Raw genomic sequence first — 19,629 nt, forward strand, 5'->3', positions numbered from 1 at the left:
ATGACCACTGAAGAGACCGGCACGCACGGCGCGATCCTCGCCGACGAACCCCAGCAGTCCGACGGGGTGATCGTCGAGCTGCGCAACGCCGGCAAGTCCTACGGCAACATCCGCGCCCTGCACGGAGTCAGCCTCCAGGTCCGGCCCAGCCAGGTCACCTGCGTCCTCGGCGACAACGGAGCCGGCAAGTCCACCCTGATCAAGATCATCTCCGGTCTGCACCAGCACACCGAGGGCGAGTTCCTCGTCGACGACACCCCCGTCCGCTTCTCCACCCCGCGTGAGGCGCTGGACAAGGGCATCGCGACCGTCTACCAGGACCTGGCCGTCGTCCCGCTGATGCCGGTGTGGCGCAACTTCTTCCTCGGCTCCGAGATGACCAAGGGCCCCTGGCCCCTGCGGCGCCTCGACATCGAGAGGATGAAGCAGACCGCCGACCACGAGCTGCGCGAGATGGGCATCGTCCTCGACGACCTCGAACAGCCCATCGGCACCCTCTCCGGCGGTCAGCGCCAGTGCGTGGCCATCGCCCGCGCCGTCTACTTCGGCGCCCGCGTCCTGATCCTGGACGAGCCCACCGCGGCCCTAGGCGTCAAGCAGTCCGGTGTGGTCCTCAAGTACGTGGCGGCCGCCCGCGACCGGGGACTGGGGGTCATCTTCATCACCCACAACCCCCACCACGCCTACATGGTCGGCGACCACTTCAGCGTGCTGCGCCTGGGCACCATGGAACTGTCCGCCGCCCGCGACCGGATCACCCTGGAAGAACTCACCAACCACATGGCGGGCGGCGCCGAACTCGCCGCACTGAAGCACGAGTTGTCCCAGGTGCGCGGCGTCGACACCGAAGCCCTCCCCGAGGAGCGGGATGTGACCGCGCCCGTGACCGCCGCCGGCGAGGGGAAGGCCTGAGGTGGCGGCCTCGCTCGACAGGATCCGCATCGGCTCCGCCCCGGACTCGTGGGGCGTCCGGTTCCCCGACGATCCGGCCCAGGTGCCGTGGGAACGCTTCCTGGACGAGGTCGCCGAGGCGGGCTACTCCTGGATCGAGCCGGGGCCGTACGGCTACCTCCCAACCGACCCGGCCCGTCTGACCGACGAGCTCGCCCGGCGCGACCTCCAGGTCTCGGCGGGCACGGTCTTCACCGGGCTGCACCACGGGCCCTCCGTCCGGGAGTCGACCTGGGCGCACGTCAGCCAGGTCGCCGCGCTCACCCAGGCCGTGGGCGCCCGGCACCTCGTCGCCATCCCGTCCTTCTGGCGCGACGACAGGACCGCCGAGATCCTGGAGCCCCCGGAGCTGACCCACGAGCAGTGGGCCCACCTCGCCAAGGGCATGGAGCGGCTCGGACACGAGGTGAAGGAGGCGTACGGGCTCGACATCGTCGTCCACCCGCACGCCGACACCCACCTCGACACCGAGGACCACGTCGAGCACTTCCTGGACTCGACGGACTGCGAACTCGTCAACCTCTGCCTGGACACCGGGCACTACGCGTACTGCGGCGGCGACAGCGTCAAGCTCATCGAGACGTACGGCGAACGCATCGGCTGTCTGCACCTCAAGCAGGTCGACCCGGACATCCTCGCGGACGTCGTGCGCGACGGGGTCCCGTTCGGACCGGCCGTGCGGCGCGGGGTGATGTGCGAACCCCCCTCCGGCGTACCGGAGCTGGAGCCGGTGCTGGTGGCGGCGCAGAAGCTCGGCGTGGAGCTGTTCGCCGTCGTCGAGCAGGACATGTACCCCTGCGAGCCGGACAAGCCGCTGCCGATCGCGGAGCGCACCCGCACGTTCCTGACGTCCTGCGGCGCCTGAAGGGATCCCCATGACCGAGCGAGCCACGCTGGGCGTCGCCGTCGTCGGCACCGGCAAGATGGGCGCCGACCACGTCCGCCGTATCCACGAGGTGGTCAGCGGCGCCCGGGTGAGCGCCGTCGTCGACCTCGACGCGGAACGCGCCAAGCAGGTCGCCGCCCGTGTCGAAGGCTGCACCGCCTACACCGACCCGGCCGCCGCGATGGCGGCCGCCGACGTCGACGCCGTCCTGATCGCCTCCCCGGGCCCCGCTCACGAGGCGGCACTCCTCCAGGCCTTCGAGCACGACCTGCCGGTGCTGTGCGAGAAGCCGCTCACCCCCGACGCGGCCTCCGCGCTGCGGGTCGTGCAGGCCGAGCAGCGACTGGGCCACCGGCGGGCCCAGGTGGGTTTCATGCGGCGCTACGACGCCGAGTACGTGAAGCTCAAGTCCCTGCTGGGGACCGGCCAGTTGGGGCGGCCGCTGATGCTGCACAACCAGCACCGCAACGCCGCGAGCCCGCCCTTCTTCACCAGCTCCATGCTGATCAGCGACTCGGTGGCCCATGAGGCCGACGTGACCCGCTGGCTGCTCGGGCACGAGATCACCGCGGTCACGGTGCTGCGCCCGGCCCCGTCGGCGAACGCCCCCGAGGACCTCCAGGACCCCCAGTTCGTCGTCTTCGAGACCGACGGCGGCGCCCTCTCCGACGTGGAGATCTTCGTCAACTGCGGCTTCGGCTACCAGGTCCGGGCCGAGGCGGTCTGCGAACGCGGCACCGCCCGCATCGGCGACGGCCACGCCATGGTCACCAACATGGCCGGACGCTGGGGCGGCACCATCGCCCAGGACTTCGTCGAACGCTTCGCCGACGCCTACGACCGCGAGGTCCAGGCCTGGGTCGACGCCACTCGCCGCGGCGAGGTCACCGGGCCCAGCGTGTGGGACGGCTACGCGGCGGCCGCGGTGTGCGAGGCGGGCGTACGGTCGCTGAACGAGGGCGGCCGGGTACCGGTGGACCTCGTGGCACGGCCCGCCCTGTACGGCTGACTCCGTGCCGTGCGGGGGGAGTTCGGCGAAGTTCCCCCGTGCTCGCTACGTACCCGGTGAATCGCGCCACCGGCGGGAGCCCCTGTGCCACCATGGCGCGGCTGTCCTCGGCGGGGCGGCGAGGGGGTGGTCATGGGACTCGTACGGATACTGCTGCCGTTGCCGCGCGCGGCGGCCAAGCTGGCGCCCGGGAAGGGCGCACCGCTGCTCGGGGCGGCACTGTCGCACTGCGTCACGCCCTCCTGGGCGGGGCTGCGGTCGCCGTCGCCCGAGCGGCGGCTGGCGTGGGCCGAGGAGGCGGTCGCGGTCTACCGGGCGACGGCCGACGCGGACGGGCTGAGCCGCGCCCTGGCGCTGCGCGCCCACGCACTGCTGCTGTCCGGCCGGTACGACGAGGCGGCCGCGGCGGCGGACGCCGTGCCGGGCGGGGTGCCACCGGCGCTGGCAGCCTTCGTCGGGGACGTGCGGGCACAGGCCCTCGCGGGACTCGGCCGGGCTGAGGAAGCCGTACCGGTGGCCCGGGTGAGCGTGGCGGACTACCGCCGAGTGCCCGCCCCCGACCGCAGGGACCGGGCACTCGGCAGCCTGCCCGGCGCGCTGCGCACGTACGGGATGCTGCTCGCCGCCGTCGGCCGCAGCGAGGAGTCCGTGGCCGTCTACGAGGAATGTGCCGCGCTCCTGGCCGCCATGTCGCTCCGCGAGTTGGCCCACGTCGACCTGGTGCGCCCGCAGGTGCTCGCCGAACTGGTCGGTGTCCTGCGGGTGCTGGGGCGGCACGAAGACGCCCTGGGGGTGGGCCCCGAGGCCCGGGAGGCGCTGCGGGGCCCCCTCGCATGGACCGCCCCCGAGGTCGTGCTGCCGCTGCGGGTACGCCTCCTGATCGACCTGGCCCGTTGCCACACCGCAGTCGGCGACCCTGCCGAGGCCGGCGCCTGTGCCGCGGCGGCGGTGGCCGAGGCCCGCAAGCCGCACGGCGCAGGCGAGCTGACCTCGGCGCTGGACTGCCTGGCCGACGTACTCGGTGAACTGGGCCAGACGGACAAGGAGTCGGTGACCCGGCGCGAACTGGCCGAGCTGCGCGACACCTAGGACATGCGCGGCCGCGGCTCGAAGCCCGCCGCCCGGTAGGCCTCGTCGACCAGCGCCATCGTCGACACCGCGTCGTCCGCGTCCAGCGGCAGCGGGGCGCCCCCGCGGACCCGGTCCGCGAACGCCTCGAGCTGGTAGGTGTACGACGAGCGGGTGCCGAGCCGCTCGGTGCGCTCGCCGTCCGCCGCGCGCACCACGATCCGGTCGTCGGTGTGCGGCAGCACGAAGTTCGGCGCGAGCACCTCGCCCCGCGAGCCGATGATCCGGCAGCTCATCTCCAGCCGGTCGTACGCCATGTGGCAGCGCGCGGAACCGGTCGCGCCGCCCGGGAAGGCCAGGTCGGCGTCCAGCCACTCGTCGACGCCGGCGGCGCCCGCCCGCTCCCCGCCCCGCGCGGACACCAGCCGCGGCGCGCCGCCCGCCCAGGGGGCCAGCACCCGCAGCGCGTGCAGGCTGTAGCAGCCGAGGTCCATCACCGCGCCGCCGGCCAGCGGCAGCGACCAGCGCGGGTCGGAGTCCGCCGGGGCCGGGATCGCGACCATGGCCTCCACGTGCCGCAGTTCACCGATCTCACCGCTCGCGAGGACCTCGTGCAGACGCCGGGTGACGGGGTGGAACAGGTAGTGGAAGGCCTCCATGAAGACCGTCCCGGACTTCGCGGCGGCCTCCCGCACCTCCGCGGCCTCCTCGGCGTTGCTCGCCGACGGCTTCTCGCTCAGCACGTGCTTGCCCGCGGCGAGCGCCGCGAGGTTCCACGGCCCGTGCAGCCCGTTGGCGAGCGGGTTGTAGACGACCTCGACCTCGGGGTCGGCAATCAGCTCGGCGTACGACCCGGCCACCCGCTCCACCCCGTGCTCGGCCGCGTAGGCCTCCGCGCGGGACCGGTCGCGCGCGGCCACCGCCACGACCCGGTGACCGGTCGCCCGGGCCGGTCCGATCAGCGAGGACTCGCTGATCCGCGCGGCTCCCAGCACTCCGATGCGCAGCGGTTCGCTCATGTCTGCCGTTCCTCCTCGTTCAGGGCGGGGCCGTGGGCCCGCCGGGTCAGTGTGCCCTGTGCGGGCGGGAAGTGTCGGCGCGCGAGGTCCTGGGCGTGCGCCACCGTGCACTCGACGAGCTCGAAGGCGGGCAGCCCGCCGACGAACCAGGTCCGGTCGCGGCCCTGGAGCGCGTCGAGCCGGTCCAGCACGCCGTCGGCGAGGTCGGCGCTGCCGAAGTGCGGCATGAACGCCCACGCACTGCGCAGACGCACCTCCTCCAGTCGCCCGCCGAGGGCCGCGACGTCCTCCCGGAGCAGCGCGGTGACGTCGTCGGGGCGGCCGTACGAGTAGAAGGTCCGCACCTCGCTGCCGTGGTAGCGGTGGTGGTACGAGACGCAGTGGCCGGCCGTCGCACGGCTCCTGGTGTGGGCGGCGAGGAAGTAGAACCCGTCCTCGGGGAGGCCGGACGCGGCGGCGAGGGTGGTGTGGTAGGCGTTGCTGCGGATCCGCGCGGCGAGGTCGCGCTCCTCCTCGGTGGCGTCCAGCACCGGCAGGATCCGGTCCGGCGCGACCGCGAGCACCACGTCGTCCGCCTCGACGGTGTCCGCGTCCGTGTGCACCCGCACCCCGTCCGCGCGGCGCTCCACCGCCGTCACCCGCACCCCGCACCGGACGTCCTTCAGCTCCGCCGCGACCCGGTCCCACAGCGTGGCGAACCCGCCCACCACGGTGAAGTCGCCCGAGTGGCCGAGGAGTTCGGGGCCCGGGTCCAACAGGCCGGTCATCTCCGCGTACTTCACGAAGTACAGCGCGGGTATGTCGTCGTCGAGGTGGCCGTACCCGGCGGCCGTGTACCCGGTGCCGAAGGACTCGGCCATGGAGTGGAGGCCGTGCTCGGCGATCCACCGGCCGACCGGGGCGGCGAGCGCCCGCGCGGAGTGGGCAAGGCCGGGTTCGGCTATGCGGGGGAACTCCCGTGCGCGCAGCGCGCGGTAGCGCCGGAGGGAGCCGTCGCGCAGGAACTCCATCGGCTGCCGCAGGGCGCGTCCCGCGGCGTCGAGGACGCGGTAGCGGCAGGTGCGCTCCGTCGCCACGTCCAGTTCGCCGAGCAATTGCGCTGTCCGTTCGTACCGGTGGGTGCAGATGTGGCCGCCGAGGTCGAAGGCGCGTCCGTCGACCCGCACGCTCCGGCACTTCCCGGCCACCGTGTCCTGTTCCTCCAGCACGGTCACCCGGTGCCCGGCGCGCTCCAGCTCCCGGGCGACGGCCAGTCCGCTCGGTCCCGCGCCCACGACGGCCACGGTCCGGGGGGCTGCGGTGCCGCGTAACTCCTGCATGCTCGTGACTCCTGGGTCGGTCGGACGTGGGAGGCTCTCATCGTCGTACGGAGAGATCACGTGACCGTAAACGGGCGTCGCGGGCGGAACGTTCACCCCCGGTGTCCCGGGCCCGGCGGCCCGGGACCCGGCGGCGGACTCAGGCGGCGCGGACCTCGGCGATCGTCACCGGGCGGTGCTCGTGCAGGGACAGCGTGCACGCCTCGGCGATCCAGCCGGCCTCCAGCGCGTCCGCGACGGTGCACGGCGAGGGCCGGGTGCCGGCCACGACCTCGGTGAACGCGGTCAGTTCGGCCCGGTAGGCCGCGGTGAAGCGGTCCATGAAGAAGTCGTGCGGGGTGCCCGCCGGGAAGGTCACCCCGGGCTCGACCGAGCGCAGCGGGAGCTTGTCCTCCAGGCCCACCGCGATGGAGTCCTGGAAGCCGTGGATCTCCATGCGGACGTCGTAACCCCGGGCGTTGTGCCGGGAGTTGGAGACCACCGCGATGGTGCCGTCGTCGAGGGTGAGGATCGCGCCGGTGGTGTCGGCGTCGCCCGCCTCCTTGATGTAGTCGGCGCCCCGGTTGCCGCCGACGGCGTACACCTCGACGACCTCGCGGCCGGTCACCCAGCGGATGATGTCGAAGTCGTGCACCGAGCAGTCCCGGAAGATGCCCCCGGAGGCGGCCACGTACGCGGCCGGCGGCGGGGCCGGGTCCAGGGTGGTCGAGCGCACGGTGTGCAGTTTGCCGAGCTCACCGCTCTGCACGGCGGCCCGCGCGTTGACGAAACCGGTGTCGAAGCGGCGGTTGTAGCCGATCTGGATCGGCACCTCGCTGCCCTGGACGGCCCTGAGGACCTCGACGCCCTCGCTCATGTGCTTGGCGACGGGCTTCTCGCAGAAGACGGGGATGCCGGCCTCGACTCCGGCCAGGATCAGCCCCGGGTGGGCGTCGGTCGCCGCCGCCACCACGATGCCGTCCACGCCGGCCGCCAGCAGGGCCTCGGGTGAGTCCACGACCTCGCCGCCGAACCGCTCGGCGGCGGACTTGGCGGCCTCGGCGAAGGGGTCCGTGAGGACCAGGGACTCGACCGCGTCGAGTCCGGAGAGGGTCTCGGCGTGGAGGGCGCCGATGCGGCCGAGGCCGAGGATTCCGATACGCATGGGGGTGCAGCTCCTTGAGGGTGTTTCCGGTGAGCGGTGTTTCTCAGGCGGGGTGTCCCGAGGGGGAGGGGAGGTCAGTCGAGGCCGCCCAGGACGTTCTGGTCCCAGTCGATCACCGATCCGGTGACCACGCCCGACCGGTCGGACAGCAGCAGGACCACGAAGTCGGCGATCTCGTCGGGCTGGCCGAGCTTGCCCATCGGCAGCCTGGCCGCGGCCTCCTCGCGCCAGTCGTCACCGGCGCCGTGGAAGGCCTTCTGGGTGGCGTCCTCGCCCTCGGTCGCCGTCCAGCCGATGTTCAGGCCGTTGATCCGCACCCGGTCCCAGCGGTGGGCGTGCGCGGCGTTGCGGGTCAGGCCGATCAGACCGGCCTTCGCGGCCACGTAGGGCGCGAGGAAGGGCTGTCCGCCGTGCGCCGAGGAGGTGATGATGTTGACGACGGTGCCGGGCGCACCCCGGCCGACCATGTCCGCGACGGCCGCCTGCATGGCGAAGAACGGCGCCTTCAGGTTGATCGCGATGTGCTGGTCGAACAGCTCGGGCGTGGTGTCGAGGAGCGTGCCCCGCGAGGTCAGCCCGGCGGAGTTCACCAGGCAGTCGACCCGGCCGTACGCCTGGACGACCCGGGTGACGGAGGCCTTGGCCTGCGCGGCGTCGGCGAGGTCGGCGCGCACGAACATCGCCTTGCCGCCGGCCGCCGCCAGCTCCGCCACCAGGGCCTCACCGGGCTCCGGCCTGCGGCCGGTGACGGCCACGACCGCCCCCTCCCGGACCGCGGCCCGGGCGATGGCGGCACCGACGCCCTGGCTGCCGCCGTTGACGAGGACGACCTTGTCGTCGAGTAGTCCCATGGATGTGCCAGTGCCTTTCGGTTGTCGCGCTCAGCTCGTGCGCCGGTCGGCGCACGCCCGCAGCTCGTCGCGGAGCGTGCGCGGGGTCCAGCCCTCGGCGAGTGCCCGTCGTACGAGGTCCGCCTGGGACGGCGGGGCGAGTCCGTCGACCGGCGGGTCGCTGTCGAGGTTGGTGGGGAACGGGTAGCCCTCGGCGCTCGCGGCGATCACGTTGTCCAGCCACTCCGCGTCGGCGCCCTCCGTGCTGCGCCGCAGCAGCGCCGGGTAGACGGCGTTCGACACCGCCTCCCGGTCGACGGTCTCCATGGCGCGCCCGAAGGCCGAGGACACCTGGAGCAGGTTGGCCATGCGCCGCACGTCCGTCGTGCGGTTGGTCCCGGCCGCGTGGAACAGCGCCGGGTTGAAGAAGACGGCGTCGCCCTTGGCGAGCGGCAGTTGGACGTGGTGCTCCTTGAAGTACGCCTGGAACTCCGGCCGCCGCCACGCCAGGTACCCGGGCTCGAACGTCTGCGAGTACGGCAGGTACAGCGTCGGCCCCGACTCCACGGGCATGTCGCAGTGCGCGACGGCGCCCTGGAGCGTGAGCACGGGGGAGAGCCGGTGCACGTGCGCCGGATAGGCCGCGGCGGCCTCGTCGGAGAGGAAACCGAGGTGGTAGTCGCGGTGCACGGTCTGGGCGAGGCCGCCCGGGTTTACCACGTTGACCTGCGAGGTGACCTGGTAGCCGGGGCCGAGCCAGGCCTCGGACACCAGGGCGAGGACCGGGTTGGCGTAGTAGTCGGCGAACGCCGCCGGGTCGTAGAGCGCGGCCTTCTCCAGCGCGTTCCACACCCGCTCGTTGGCGCCGGGCTTCGCGAAGTGGTCGCCCGCGGTCGTGCCCGCCGCGTACTGCTCGCGGATCAGGGAGTCGAAGACCTCGGTGAACCGGTCCACGACCGCGTGATCGGGGAACGCGCCCCGGAAGACCACGACCCCGGGGCCGTCGGTCAGGGCCCGCACCAGCTCCTCCTGCACGTCCCGGCGGTCCTTGGCGCCGCGGACGCGCTCGGTGTCGTACAGCAGGACGTTCCGCTCCACGGCCGAGGAGTGCGGGTAGTCGGCGGGGTCGGTCGCGCGCTCGACGAGCGCGCGGAAGGAGTCGAGGTCGCAGTCCTGCTCGGACAGCCAGGCGCGGCGGTGTACGGCGGTGAAGGACATCGGCGTCCTCTCGGTGACAGGGGCGACTCAGCGCTGTCATTCTTGTCATGACAAAGCCGTCGAACAACCAGCAGGCGGCCATCAAAAACCCCTCAAGGAGCCGACGCGTGGGCCACCCCTACCCGATCCGGGAAATCGCACGTCAGGCGGGGCTGAGCGAGGCCACCGTCGACCGGGTCCTGAACGGCAGGGGAGGGGTCCGGGAGAACACCGCCCGCGAGGTCCACCAGGCGATCACCGACCTGGACCGGCAGCGCACCCAGGTCCGGCTGGTCGGCCGCACCTTCATGGTCGACATAGTGATGCAGACGCCGGAGCGCTTCTCGACGGCCGTGCGCGCCGCGCTGGAGGCCGAGCTGCCCGCGCTGCACCCCGCTGTCCTGCGCTCGCGCTTCCACTTCCGTGAGACCGGCCCGGTCGCGGAACTGACGAGGACCCTCGACCGGATAGCCCGGCGCGGCTCCCAGGGGGTGATCCTGAAGGCCCCCGACGTCCCCGAGGTCACGGCGGCCGTCGACCGGCTCGCGGAGGCGGGCATCCCCGTGGTCACCCTCGTCACCGACCTGCCCGCCACGGCCCGCCTCGCCTACGTCGGCATCGACAACCGGGCCGCGGGAGCCACCGCCGCCTACCTCATGGGGCAGTGGCTCGGCGACCGCCCCGGCAACGTCCTCACCAGCCTCAGCAGCGGCTTCTTCCGCAACGAGGAGGAGCGCGAGATGGGGTTCCGCAGCGCCATGCGCACCCGGCACCCGGAGCGGGCGGTGGTGGAGATCGCCGAGGGGCAGGGCCTGGACGCCACCCAGTACGACCTGGTCCGGGCCGCGCTGGAGCGGGACCCGGAGATCCGGGCCGTCTACTCGATCGGCGGCGGCAACATCGCCACCCTGCGCGCCTTCGAGGACCTCGGCAGGGAGTGCGCGGTGTTCGTGGCCCACGACCTGGACCACGACAACGACCGGCTGCTGCGCGAACACCGGCTGTCGGCCGTGCTCCACCACGACCTGCGCCAGGACATGCGGGAGGCGTGTCACATCGTGATGCGGGCGCACGGGGCGTTGCCGCCGGCGGGGCCGACGACGCCTTCGGCGATCCAGGTGGTGACGCCTTACAACATGCCCTACTGAAGAGGCTCCTCCCGCACGTCCACCCACGCCCCGCTCTGCGCGGACCGGGACATCGCGTCCAGTACGGCGGCGCCGTGCACGGCGTCCTGCAAGGTGGCCCCGTACGACCGGCCCTCGGCGACCGAGCGCAGGAAGCGGTACGCCTCCACGACCTTCAGGTCGTCGTAGCCCATGGCGTTGGCCGCGCCCGGCTGGAAGGCGCCGAACTCGCCGTCGCCCGGGCCGACGTACACCGTGCTGACCGGCTGGTCCTGGTAGCGGGTGCCGCGGCTGACGCCCAGCTCGCCCATCCGGCGGAAGTCCCAGAGGACCGCGCCCTTCGTGCCGTGCACTTCGAAGCCGTAGTTGTTCTGCTCGCCGACCGAGACCCGGCTGGCCTCCAGGACGCCCCGGGCGCCCGAGGCGAACCGCAGCAGGCAGTTGACGTAGTCCTCGTTCTCGACCGGTCCGAGCTCGCCGGTGGCGAGGGTGTGCCCGGCCGTGGCGCCGGTGGGCCGGGCGCGCTCCGGCACGAAGACCGCGGTGTCGGCGGTCAGCGAGACGATGTCGCCGAGCAGGAAGCGGGCGAGGTCGGCGCCGTGCGAGGCGAGGTCGCCGAGCACCCCGCTGCCGCCCCGGGCGCGCTCGAAGCGCCACGTCAGGGCGCCCTGCGGATGGGCCGCGTAGTCGCTGAGGAGCCGGACGCGGACATGGGTGACCGTGCCGATCTCGCCGGCGGCGATCAGCTCGCGGGCGGCCTCGACGGCGGGGGCGTTGCGGTAGTTGAAGCCGACCGCGCCGCGCACCCCGGCCTCGGCGACCGCGCCGGCCACCGCCCGGGCGTCCTCGGCGGTGAGGCCGACCGGCTTCTCGATCCAGATGTGCTTGCCGGCCTCCGCCATCGCCACACCGATCTCGCGGTGCAGGAAGTTGGGCGCGGTGATGCTGACCGCCTGGACGCGGGGGTCGGCGGCGACCTCGCGCCAGTCGCGGGTCGCCGAGGCGAACCCGAACTGCGCGGCGGCCTCCTCGGCCCGCCCCGGCACGTCCTCGGCGACGGTCACCAGCTCCGGACGCAGGCCGAGCCGCGGGTAGTGGTGCGGGACCCGGGCGTACGCCTGGGTGTGCACCCGGCCCATCCAGCCGAATCCGACGACGGCGACACCGAGCACATCGACCATGGGAGCCCCTCTTTGGACCGTTCCATTCACTGTCCAGGTCACCTTGGGTGCCGTATTCGCTCGCTGTCAAGCCTTTGACAAGCGGTCCCGGCGCGTGGAACGGTCCATGTCCATGAGACCGCCGACGATCCGTGATGTGGCCGACCGGGCCGGTGTCTCGAAGTCGCTGGTCTCCCTCGTGCTGCGGGGCTCCGACCAGGTGCGGCCGGAGAGACGGGAGGCCGTGCTGCGGGCCGTGCGCGAGCTCGGCTACCGCCCCAACGCCGCCGCCCGCAGCCTGAGCGAACAGCGCACCCGCACGGTCGGCGTCCTCCTGAACGACCTGCGCAACCCCTGGTTCGTCGACCTGCTCGACGGCCTCAACTCACTGCTCCACGACAACGGCCTGCGCATGCTGCTGGCCGACGCCCGGCTCAACCGCCGTACCGGGCAGGACCCGGCGGGCCCCTTCCTTGACCTCGGCGTGGACGGTCTGGTCGTGGTCGGCACGCTGCCCGAACCCGCGGCCCTCCAGGCGGTGGCCGAACGCCTCCCGGTCGTCGTGGCCGGCGCGCGCGAGCCCCGGCTGCCGGGGGTGGACGTGGTCGCCAACGACGACGAACGCGGCGCCCGTCTGGTCACCGAGCACCTGATCGGCCTCGGCCACCGCCGGATCGCGCACATCGCGGGGTACGGGGCGGTCGGCGCACTGCGGCGGGCCGGCTACGAGGCGGCGATGCGGGCGCACGGCCTCGCGGCGAACGCGGTCGTCGAGCCCAGCGACATGACCGAGGAGGGCGGCTACCGCACCACGGTCCGGCTGCTGAGCCGTCCCGAGCGGCCGACGGCCCTCTTCGTGTGCAACGACATCGCCGCGATCGGGGCGGTGTCGGCCGCCGAGGAACTGGGGTCGGACGTCCCGCGCGACCTGTCCGTCGTCGGCTACGACAACACGAGCATCGCCCGGCTGCGCCATGTCTGGCTCACCACCGTCGACAACGCCAGCCACGAGGTCGGCCGCCGCGCGGCACGCTGTCTGCTCGACCGGTTCGAGGGACGCGGGGGAGAGGGCCGTACGGACCTGGCGGCGCCGGCGCTGGAGATCCGCGGTACGACGGCGGCCCCGCCGGGCGGCGACTGACCCTGCCCCGATGGTCTTCAGAGGTTGATCGCGTACGCCTTCCGCAGCGTCTCGTGCACGGTCCAGGTCGTACGGTCGCCCTCGCGCAGCACGGCCATGTCGCCCGGGCCCACGTCGAGCGTCGGGCCGCCCTCGACCTCGATGGTCGCCGAGCCGCTGACCACGACGAACAGCTCGTCCGCCTCCGTGTCGGTGACGACTCCGGGGGTGATCTGCCAGATGCCCCGGATCTGCCGCCCGTCCTCCGACTCCCAGACCACCTTCCCGGTCACCTCGGGCGTCCCGGAGACGATCTGCTCCCGCGCGAGCGGCTCGGGGGCGAGCTCGGCGTCGGGGACGTGCAGTACAAAGCTGTGATCCATGCGGCGACCCTAGCGAGACGGTGCCCGGCCCGTGCCTGGACATGGTGTGGAGTGTCGACGGGGGTCGGCGGACACATCGTCGACGGGAAGGTGCGGGCGATACAGCAGACAAAATTGTTGACAATCTTGTTTGGCTAGATTTAGGTTCGACAGGCACTCACTCAGGGAGGGCAACGATGCCGAAGGAAGCCCGTCCGAGCACCGGGGAGCAGGCCAAGCAGCATGCGTTCGCGCAGTTGCGGCAGGCGATCCTGCACGGCGAGATGGCACCGGCACAGCGGCTGGTGGAGAACGAGCTCGCCGAGCAGTTCGGTGTGACACGGGCCAGCATCCGGGCCGCGCTCATCGATCTGGAGGCCCAGGGCCTCGTCGAGCGGATCCGCAACCGGGGTTCCCGGGTGCGGGTGGTGACCGTCGAGGAGGCGGTCGCCATCACCGAGTGCCGCATGGTCCTCGAAGGACTGTGCGCGGCCAAGGCGGCGACCCTGGCCAGCGACGAGCAGCTCGCCGAGCTGACCGAGCTGGGCACGGCGATGACCAAGGCCGTGGCCGACGGCGAGCCGGTGACCTACTCCGAGCTCAACCAGGAACTGCACGCCAAGGTGCGGGAGTTCTCCGGCCAGCAGACCGCCGTGGACCTGCTGGAGCGGCTCAACGCCCAACTGGTGCGGCACCGCTTCCAGTTGGCGCTGCGTCCGGGACGCCCGCAGCACTCCCTGAACGAGCACCTGGCGATGATCGAGACGATCAGGGCCAGGGACCCGCAGGCGGCCGAGAAGGCCGTCCGCGCCCACCTCACCAGCGTGATCGAGGCGCTGCGCGACTGAGCCGCGCGAGGCGGGCGCGAACCTGTCCACTCCAAGGAGATTTCAGCAATGACGCAGTCAGGCGCGCCCGCCCCTCCACGTTCGACACTGGTGATCACCGCGCATGCCGGGGACTTCGTGTGGCGGGCGGGCGGAGCCATCGCCCTGGCCGCCTCCCGCGGTGAGAAGGTCACCATCGCCTGTCTGACCTTCGGTGAGCGCGGGGAGTCCGCGAAAGCCTGGCGCGAGGGCAAGAAGCTCGACGAGATCAAGGCGATACGCCGGGACGAGGCCGAGCGCGCCGCCGTGACCCTCGGCGCCGAGGTCCGCTTCTTCGACGCCGGCGACTACCCGCTGGTCGCCACCGCCGAGCTGACCGACAGGCTCGTCGAGGTCTACCGGGCCACCCAGCCCGACGTGGTCCTCACCCACCCCGTCGAGGACCCGTACAACGGCGACCACCCGGCCGCCAACCGCATGGCCCTGGAGGCCCGGGTCCTCGCCCAGGCCATCGGCTACCCGGGCGAGGGCGAGATCATCGGCGCCCCGCCGGTCTTCTACTTCGAGCCCCACCAGCCCGAGATGAGCGGCTTCAGGCCCGAGGTCCTCCTCGACATCACCGAGGTCTGGGAGACCAAGCGCAAGGCCATGGAGTGCCTCGGCGCCCAGCAGCACCTGTGGGACTACTACACCGACCTGGCCGTGCGCCGGGGCGTCCAGCTCAAGCGCAACGCGGGCCCGAACCTGGGCCTGGCCCACAAGACCATGGCCGAGGCGTACATGCGCCCGTACCCGCAGATCGCGAAGGAGCTGGCATGAGCGGCGTGATCGTCACCAACCCGCCGAAGGCGGACCTGAAGGACGTCGACGCGCTCGCGCGGTACGGCGTGGCCACCGTCAGCGAGGCGATGGGCCGAACGGGCCTGCTGGGCCCGGAGATCCGCCCCGTCCAGCAGGGCGTACGGGTCGCGGGCACCGCGGTCACCGTGCTGAGCTGGCCCGGCGACAACCTCATGATCCACGCGGCCGTCGAGCAGTGCGGCGAGGGGGACATCCTGGTCGTCACCACCACCTCGCCGTGCACCGACGGCCTGTTCGGCGAGCTGTTCGCGACCGCGCTCCAGCAGCGCGGGGTGCGCGGGGTCGTCATGAACACCGGCATCCGTGACACCCAGGAGCTGCGGGAGATGGGCTTCGCCGCCTGGTCCCGCGCGGTCTCCTCACAGGGCACGGTCAAGGCCACCGGCGGCTCGGTCAACGTGCCGATCGCGGTCGACGGCCAGGTGATCCACCCGGGCGACGTGATCCTCGCCGACGACGACGGTGTCGTGGTCGTCCCGCGGGAGCGCGTGGCCGCGACGGTGGAGCGGTCCGAGGCCCGCGAGGCGAAGGAGGCCGCCACCCGGGCCGCCTTCATCGACGGCCAACTGGGCCTGGACCGCTACGGGCTGCGGGAGACGCTGAAGAACCTCGGTGTCGAGTACCGGTCCTACGAGGAGCACACGGGGGAGCGGTCGTGACCCCGCTGCCCGACGAGGTCCCCTGCATGCTGATGCGGGGCGGCACCTCCAAGGGCGCCTACTTCCTCGCCGCGGACCTGCCGGCCGAACCCGCCCTGCGCGACGACCTGTTGCTGCGGATCATGGGCAGCCCGGACGACCGGCAGATCGACGGCCTGGGCGGCGCGCACCCGCTCACCAGCAAGGTCGCCGTGATCTCGCCGTCCGCCGACCCGCAGGCCGACGTCGACTACCTCTTCCTCCAAGTCGTGGTCGACCGGCCGGAGGTGAGCGACCGTCAGAACTGCGGGAACATCCTGGCCGGCGTCGGCCCGTTCGCCGTCGAGCGCGGACTCGTCCCGGCGGGGGAGCAGGAGACCTCGGTCCGGATCCGCATGGTCAACACCGGCGACCACGCCACCGCGACCTTCCCGACCCCCGGCGGCCGTGTCGACTACACCGGCGACGCCGAGATCTCGGGCGTGCCGGGAACGGCCGCCGCCGTGGTGATCGAGTTCCCGCCGGGCGCCGGGGAACTGCTGCCCACCGGCAACGTCGTCGACGTCATCGACGACGTGGAGGTGACCTGCGTCAACAACGGGATGCCGACCGTCCTCATGGCGGCGACCTCCCTCAAGGTGACCGGTTACGAGCTGCCCCGGGACCTGGAGGAGGACGTGGCCCTGGCCGACCGGCTGCGCACGATCCGCCTGGCCGCGGGCCGCCTGATGGGTCTCGGTGACGTCTCCGACGCCACCGTCCCCAAGCTGACGCTGCTCGCTCCGCCCCGCGACGGCGGTGCGGTCACCACGCGCACCTTCATCCCCGTGCGCTGCCACACCTCCATCGGTGTCCTGGGCGCGGCCAGCGTGGCCGCGGGCCTGCGGATCGACGGGAGCGTGGGCGCCGGGCTCGCGGAGATCGATCCCGGGAGCGACCGTGTGCGCATAGAACACCCCACGGGGTTCCTGGACATCGAGAGCAGTCTGGCCGCCGGACCCGGCGGTCCGCCCTCGGCCCGCCGTACCGCCGTGGTCCGCACGGCCCGCAAGATCTTCGACGGCACCGTCTTCCCCCGGGCCGCCGACCGACCCACAGGAGGTCACTGATGACTCCGCCGCTCGGCGACATCGCCCACATCGGCCACACCCAGCTCTTCACGCCGGACCTGGACGCCAGCGTCGCCTTCTTCACCGACTTCCTCGGCCTCACGGTCAACGGGCAGGACGGCGACACGGTCTATCTGCGGACCTACGACGACTACGAGCACCACAGCCTGGTCCTCACCGCCCGTGCGCAGCCCGGACTCGGCCGGCTCGCCCTGCGCACCTCCAGCGAGGAGGCGCTGCACCGCCGGGTGAAGGCGGTCGAGGAGTCCGGCGGCACCGGCACCTGGGTCGAGGACGAGCCCGGTCTCGGCAAGCTGTACGTCACCACCGACCCGGACGGCCACGAGCACGCCCTCTACTGGGAGAGCGAGCACTACCGGGCCCCCGAGGAGCTGCGCCCCGCGCTGAAGAACCAGCCGCAGGCCAAGCCCAACAGGGGCGTCGGCGTACGGCGGTTGGACCACATCAACTTCCTCGCGGCCGACGTGCTCGCCAACGCCGAGTTCCAGCAGAACGTCCTCGGCGCCCGGCCCACCGAGCAGATCCGCCTGGACAGCGGGAAGATCGCGGCGCGCTGGCTGACCTTCACGAACAAGTCGTACGACGTCGTCTACACCTCGGACTGGACCGGCAGCGAGGGGCGGCTGCACCACATCGCCTTCGCGACCGACACCCGTGAGGACGTCCTGCGCGCGGCCGATCTCGCCATCGACACCGGGGTGTTCATCGAGACGGGACCGCACAAGCACGCCATCCAGCAGACGTTCTTCCTCTACGTCTACGAGCCGGGCGGCAACCGCATCGAGCTGTGCAACCCGCTCACACGGCTGGTGCTCGCGCCCGACTGGCCGCTGGTCACCTGGACCGAGGAGGAGCGGAAGAAGGGCCAGGCCTGGGGTCTGAAGACCATCGAGTCGTTCCATACGCACGGGACGCCGCCGGTGGCCTGAGCTGCGCTCTCCGAGCCACCCCCAGATTGTCGATGAGATTGTTGACAAAAGCGTTGACACTCCGGGGGTGGCTCTTTAGCGTCTAGCGCACCAAGTACGAGAGGTAACCAACGATGTCCTCCTCCCCCTCCCTGACCGCTCGCGGCAGCAGACTGGCCCTCCTGGTCGTCGGTCTGTGCTGGCTGGCCGTGCTCTTCGACGGTCTCGACATGTTCATCTACGGCTCGGTGCTGCCGCACCTGCTGGAGACCAAGACCTTCGGCCTCACCCCCGACCAGGCCGGCGACCTCGGCAGCTACGCCACCTTCGGCATGCTGGTCGGCGCGCTCATCGCCGGCACGATCGCCGACCGCGTCGGCCGCAAGAAGCTGATGGTCTCCTGCGTGATCCTCTTCTCGCTGGCCTCCGGCGTGTGCGCGATCTCGGGGAGCGTCGCCGTCTTCGGCCTCGGCCGGACCCTGGCGGGCGTCGGCCTCGGCGGGCTGCTGCCGACCGCGATCAGCATGGTCTCCGACTACGCCCCGCGCGGTCGCGGAGCCATCGTCATCGGCCTGCTGATGACCGCCCACCACGCGGGCGGCATCCTCTCCGCCTACGTCGCCAAGTGGCTCATCGACCCGGTCGGCTGGCGTGCCGCGTTCTGGGTCTGCGTGCTCCCGCTGCTCTTCGCCCCGGTGCTGGCGAAGTTCCTGCCCGAGTCGCTGAGCTTCCTGGTCGCCAAGGGCCGCGGCGAGGAGGCCAGGGCCCTGGCCGAGCGCTACGACGTCGAGGTGCCCGCCGCGAAGACCGGTGGCGCCGGGGACCGCTGGACCAACCTCGCCAACCTCTTCCGCGGCAAGGAGTGGATCCAGACCCTGCTCTACTGGGTGGCCTCCTTCGGCGGTCTGCTCCTCGTCTACGGCGTCGCCACCTGGCTGCCCACCCTGATGCGGGCCGAGGGCTACGAACTGGGCTCCGCCCTGTCCTTCGTGGTCGTCTTCAACCTCGGCGGCATCGTCGGCATGCTGGTCGCGGGCCGGGCCGCCGACCGCTTCGGCGCCCCGCGGATCTCCGCGCTCTGGTTCGCGCTCACCGCCGCGGGCGTCTTCCTGCTCAGCGTCCACATGTCGACGACCGTCACGATGATCGTGGTCTTCCTGACCGGCGTCTTCCTCAACAGCGCCCAGACGATGATCTACGCCACGGTCTCCATCCGCTCCAACCCGGACAACCGTGCCACCGCCGTCGGCTGGACCTCGGGCATGGGCCGCTTCGGCGCCGTCTTCGGACCGTGGCTCGGCGGCCAGCTCCTCGCCTCGGGCAACGGCGACTGGGGCTTCACCGCCTTCGCCATCGCGGGTCTGTCGTCCATGGTCTTCATCGGCATCGCCGCCCTGCGCAGCTCCCGCCAGGAGCCCGCAGGCAGCGAGCAGGAACTGGTCGCCGCACACTGAGCGGTACGCGAAACGCCGGCCACCGTACGAGCACGGGGCCGGCGTTCGGCGTTCCCGGGGTCAGTCCCGGCCCATCCGGTCCTGCGCGGACAGGTGCTCCACCGTCCTTCCGGTCTCGGTGAAGGTGCGGGTGACGTGGCCCGAGGAGTAGACCCACAGGATGCGCAGCGGGGTGTCGCCGACATTGCGGAAGAGGTGGGGGACCGGGGAGGGCACGTAGGTCGTGTCGTACCGCTCCAGCCGCGTCACCTCGCCGTCCACCCACACCTCCGCCTCGCCCTCCAGGATCGTCACGTGCTCGTCGCAGTTGTGCGAGTGCAAGGGGGCCCCGGAACCGACCGGGTACACGCTCATGCCGCTGGTGATCCGGTTCTCGCCCCGCGCGGACGACGTGGTGATGAGCGGGGTCGTCACGACGGCGCCGCCGCGGTCGAGCAGGGGGACCCCGGCGGTCCTGATGATGGTGGTCATGGTGGACGACGTTAGGTCGCCTCCGACCCCGACGGGGGGCCTCCGGCGTGCAGTTTTACCTTGCGTTCCGGGAGGGGTGAGCTTCCCGGACACGGCTGTACCTTCACCTGGCACCGCACGGCTTCCGGTTCCGTGCGGAACCCGTGCC

Annotated in this window: 19 protein-coding genes and 1 pseudogene; 12 read left to right on the plus strand and 8 right to left on the minus strand. The window is 72.2% G+C overall.

Features of this window, described 5'->3' with window-relative positions; translation table 11 throughout:
* From ACZ66S_RS11020 to ACZ66S_RS11035, 4 genes are all read left to right on the plus strand, one after another.
* Entirely contained in the window at positions 1-912 is a 912-nt protein-coding gene (locus tag ACZ66S_RS11020) for an ATP-binding cassette domain-containing protein (protein WP_469901196.1), read from the plus strand.
* 1 nt (position 913) lies between these two features.
* The gene (locus ACZ66S_RS11025) at positions 914-1,816 is read left to right on the plus strand and encodes a sugar phosphate isomerase/epimerase family protein (protein ID WP_469901197.1); all 903 of its coding nucleotides are present in this window, start codon (positions 914-916) and stop codon (positions 1,814-1,816) included.
* A gap of 10 nt (positions 1,817-1,826) precedes the next feature.
* Positions 1,827-2,846, plus strand: coding sequence for a Gfo/Idh/MocA family protein (locus ACZ66S_RS11030; RefSeq protein ID WP_469901198.1), 1,020 nt, complete (start codon positions 1,827-1,829; stop codon positions 2,844-2,846).
* Positions 2,847-2,978: 132 nt separating this feature from the next.
* The gene (locus ACZ66S_RS11035) at positions 2,979-3,935 is read left to right on the plus strand and encodes a hypothetical protein (RefSeq protein ID WP_469901199.1); all 957 of its coding nucleotides are present in this window, start codon (positions 2,979-2,981) and stop codon (positions 3,933-3,935) included.
* Here the strand turns inward: ACZ66S_RS11035 and ACZ66S_RS11040 are convergent.
* From ACZ66S_RS11040 to ACZ66S_RS11060, 5 genes and pseudogenes are all read right to left on the minus strand, one after another.
* Complete coding sequence (locus ACZ66S_RS11040; RefSeq protein WP_469901200.1) at positions 3,932-4,933, minus strand: Gfo/Idh/MocA family protein; 1,002 nt, start codon at positions 4,931-4,933, stop codon at positions 3,932-3,934. The genes ACZ66S_RS11035 and ACZ66S_RS11040 overlap by 4 nt on opposite strands.
* A pseudogene (locus tag ACZ66S_RS11045) lies at positions 4,930-6,375 on the minus strand (flavin monoamine oxidase family protein); the annotation flags it as partial. The pseudogene ACZ66S_RS11045 and the gene ACZ66S_RS11040, both read right to left, overlap by 4 nt.
* A 16-nt stretch (positions 6,376-6,391) precedes the next feature.
* Positions 6,392-7,396, minus strand: coding sequence for a Gfo/Idh/MocA family protein (locus ACZ66S_RS11050; RefSeq protein ID WP_469901201.1), 1,005 nt, complete (start codon positions 7,394-7,396; stop codon positions 6,392-6,394).
* Between the two features lie 74 nt (positions 7,397-7,470).
* The gene (locus ACZ66S_RS11055) at positions 7,471-8,247 is read right to left on the minus strand and encodes an SDR family oxidoreductase (RefSeq protein WP_469901202.1); all 777 of its coding nucleotides are present in this window, start codon (positions 8,245-8,247) and stop codon (positions 7,471-7,473) included.
* 30 nt (positions 8,248-8,277) lie between these two features.
* Positions 8,278-9,444, minus strand: a complete 1,167-nt coding sequence (locus ACZ66S_RS11060; RefSeq protein ID WP_469901203.1) for a phytanoyl-CoA dioxygenase family protein — start codon at positions 9,442-9,444, stop codon at positions 8,278-8,280.
* 107 nt (positions 9,445-9,551) lie between these two features.
* On the opposite strand from ACZ66S_RS11060, the gene ACZ66S_RS11065 reads away from it, so the two are divergent.
* A complete protein-coding gene (locus ACZ66S_RS11065; protein WP_469901721.1) occupies positions 9,552-10,571 on the plus strand; it encodes a LacI family DNA-binding transcriptional regulator in 1,020 nt (339 codons plus the stop codon).
* On the opposite strand, the gene ACZ66S_RS11070 is transcribed toward ACZ66S_RS11065, so the two are convergent.
* Entirely contained in the window at positions 10,565-11,731 is a 1,167-nt protein-coding gene (locus tag ACZ66S_RS11070; RefSeq protein WP_469901204.1) for a Gfo/Idh/MocA family protein, read from the minus strand. The two genes, ACZ66S_RS11065 and ACZ66S_RS11070, sit on opposite strands and share 7 nt — an antisense overlap.
* A 112-nt stretch (positions 11,732-11,843) precedes the next feature.
* Between ACZ66S_RS11070 and ACZ66S_RS11075 the strand changes: the two genes are divergently transcribed.
* Complete coding sequence (locus tag ACZ66S_RS11075) at positions 11,844-12,851, plus strand: LacI family DNA-binding transcriptional regulator (protein ID WP_469901722.1); 1,008 nt, start codon at positions 11,844-11,846, stop codon at positions 12,849-12,851.
* A 17-nt stretch (positions 12,852-12,868) separates the two neighbouring features.
* Here ACZ66S_RS11075 and ACZ66S_RS11080 read toward each other — a convergent pair whose 3' ends face one another.
* Positions 12,869-13,213: a cupin domain-containing protein gene (locus tag ACZ66S_RS11080; protein WP_469901205.1), complete on the minus strand. Its 345-nt coding sequence runs from the start codon at positions 13,211-13,213 to the stop codon at positions 12,869-12,871.
* Between the two features lie 176 nt (positions 13,214-13,389).
* On the opposite strand from ACZ66S_RS11080, the gene ACZ66S_RS11085 reads away from it, so the two are divergent.
* The 6 genes from ACZ66S_RS11085 to ACZ66S_RS11110 all read left to right on the plus strand — a co-directional run bounded on the left by ACZ66S_RS11085 (position 13,390) and on the right by ACZ66S_RS11110 (position 19,010).
* A complete protein-coding gene (locus ACZ66S_RS11085) occupies positions 13,390-14,040 on the plus strand; it encodes a GntR family transcriptional regulator (protein ID WP_037716269.1) in 651 nt (216 codons plus the stop codon).
* A 48-nt stretch (positions 14,041-14,088) separates the two neighbouring features.
* Entirely contained in the window at positions 14,089-14,838 is a 750-nt protein-coding gene (locus ACZ66S_RS11090) for a PIG-L deacetylase family protein (protein WP_469901206.1), read from the plus strand.
* On the plus strand, positions 14,835-15,539 hold the full coding sequence (locus ACZ66S_RS11095; RefSeq protein WP_469901207.1) for a 4-carboxy-4-hydroxy-2-oxoadipate aldolase/oxaloacetate decarboxylase: 705 nt from the start codon (positions 14,835-14,837) through the stop codon (positions 15,537-15,539). The genes ACZ66S_RS11090 and ACZ66S_RS11095 overlap by 4 nt, the downstream gene beginning before the upstream one ends.
* 26 nt (positions 15,540-15,565) lie before the next feature.
* A complete protein-coding gene (locus tag ACZ66S_RS11100; protein ID WP_469901723.1) occupies positions 15,566-16,627 on the plus strand; it encodes a 4-oxalomesaconate tautomerase in 1,062 nt (353 codons plus the stop codon).
* Entirely contained in the window at positions 16,627-17,577 is a 951-nt protein-coding gene (locus ACZ66S_RS11105; protein WP_469901208.1) for a catechol 2,3-dioxygenase, read from the plus strand. Before ACZ66S_RS11100 ends, ACZ66S_RS11105 begins: the two co-directional genes overlap by 1 nt.
* A 113-nt stretch (positions 17,578-17,690) precedes the next feature.
* Complete coding sequence (locus ACZ66S_RS11110) at positions 17,691-19,010, plus strand: MFS transporter (RefSeq protein WP_469901209.1); 1,320 nt, start codon at positions 17,691-17,693, stop codon at positions 19,008-19,010.
* A 60-nt stretch (positions 19,011-19,070) separates the two neighbouring features.
* Here the strand turns inward: ACZ66S_RS11110 and ACZ66S_RS11115 are convergent, their stop codons facing one another.
* Positions 19,071-19,481 (minus strand): cupin domain-containing protein, encoded by a 411-nt coding sequence (locus ACZ66S_RS11115; RefSeq protein ID WP_469901210.1) that lies wholly within the window; start codon positions 19,479-19,481, stop codon positions 19,071-19,073.
* Between the last annotated feature and the right edge of the window lie 148 nt (positions 19,482-19,629).

The sequence above is a fragment of the Streptomyces sp. NPDC107471 genome, assembly GCF_055582845.1.

Bases quoted from the DNA above. Each gene is read 5' to 3' on its own strand.
- ACZ66S_RS11040 (WP_469901200.1), bottom strand. From the start codon at position 4,933: ATGAGCGAACCGCTGCGCATCGGAGTGCTGGGAGCCGCGCGGATCAGC.
- ACZ66S_RS11080 (WP_469901205.1), bottom strand. From the start codon at position 13,213: ATGGATCACAGCTTTGTACTGCACGTCCCCGACGCCGAGCTCGCCCCC.
- ACZ66S_RS11050 (WP_469901201.1), bottom strand. From the start codon at position 7,396: ATGCGTATCGGAATCCTCGGCCTCGGCCGCATCGGCGCCCTCCACGCC.
- ACZ66S_RS11090 (WP_469901206.1), top strand. From the start codon at position 14,089: ATGACGCAGTCAGGCGCGCCCGCCCCTCCACGTTCGACACTGGTGATC.
- ACZ66S_RS11035 (WP_469901199.1), top strand. From the start codon at position 2,979: ATGGGACTCGTACGGATACTGCTGCCGTTGCCGCGCGCGGCGGCCAAG.
- ACZ66S_RS11030 (WP_469901198.1), top strand. From the start codon at position 1,827: ATGACCGAGCGAGCCACGCTGGGCGTCGCCGTCGTCGGCACCGGCAAG.
- ACZ66S_RS11105 (WP_469901208.1), top strand. From the start codon at position 16,627: ATGACTCCGCCGCTCGGCGACATCGCCCACATCGGCCACACCCAGCTC.
- ACZ66S_RS11100 (WP_469901723.1), top strand. From the start codon at position 15,566: ATGCTGATGCGGGGCGGCACCTCCAAGGGCGCCTACTTCCTCGCCGCG.
- ACZ66S_RS11110 (WP_469901209.1), top strand. From the start codon at position 17,691: ATGTCCTCCTCCCCCTCCCTGACCGCTCGCGGCAGCAGACTGGCCCTC.
- ACZ66S_RS11115 (WP_469901210.1), bottom strand. From the start codon at position 19,481: ATGACCACCATCATCAGGACCGCCGGGGTCCCCCTGCTCGACCGCGGC.
- ACZ66S_RS11085 (WP_037716269.1), top strand. From the start codon at position 13,390: ATGCCGAAGGAAGCCCGTCCGAGCACCGGGGAGCAGGCCAAGCAGCAT.
- ACZ66S_RS11075 (WP_469901722.1), top strand. From the start codon at position 11,844: ATGAGACCGCCGACGATCCGTGATGTGGCCGACCGGGCCGGTGTCTCG.
- ACZ66S_RS11070 (WP_469901204.1), bottom strand. From the start codon at position 11,731: ATGGTCGATGTGCTCGGTGTCGCCGTCGTCGGATTCGGCTGGATGGGC.
- ACZ66S_RS11055 (WP_469901202.1), bottom strand. From the start codon at position 8,247: ATGGGACTACTCGACGACAAGGTCGTCCTCGTCAACGGCGGCAGCCAG.
- ACZ66S_RS11020 (WP_469901196.1), top strand. From the start codon at position 1: ATGACCACTGAAGAGACCGGCACGCACGGCGCGATCCTCGCCGACGAA.
- ACZ66S_RS11060 (WP_469901203.1), bottom strand. From the start codon at position 9,444: ATGTCCTTCACCGCCGTACACCGCCGCGCCTGGCTGTCCGAGCAGGAC.
- ACZ66S_RS11095 (WP_469901207.1), top strand. From the start codon at position 14,835: ATGAGCGGCGTGATCGTCACCAACCCGCCGAAGGCGGACCTGAAGGAC.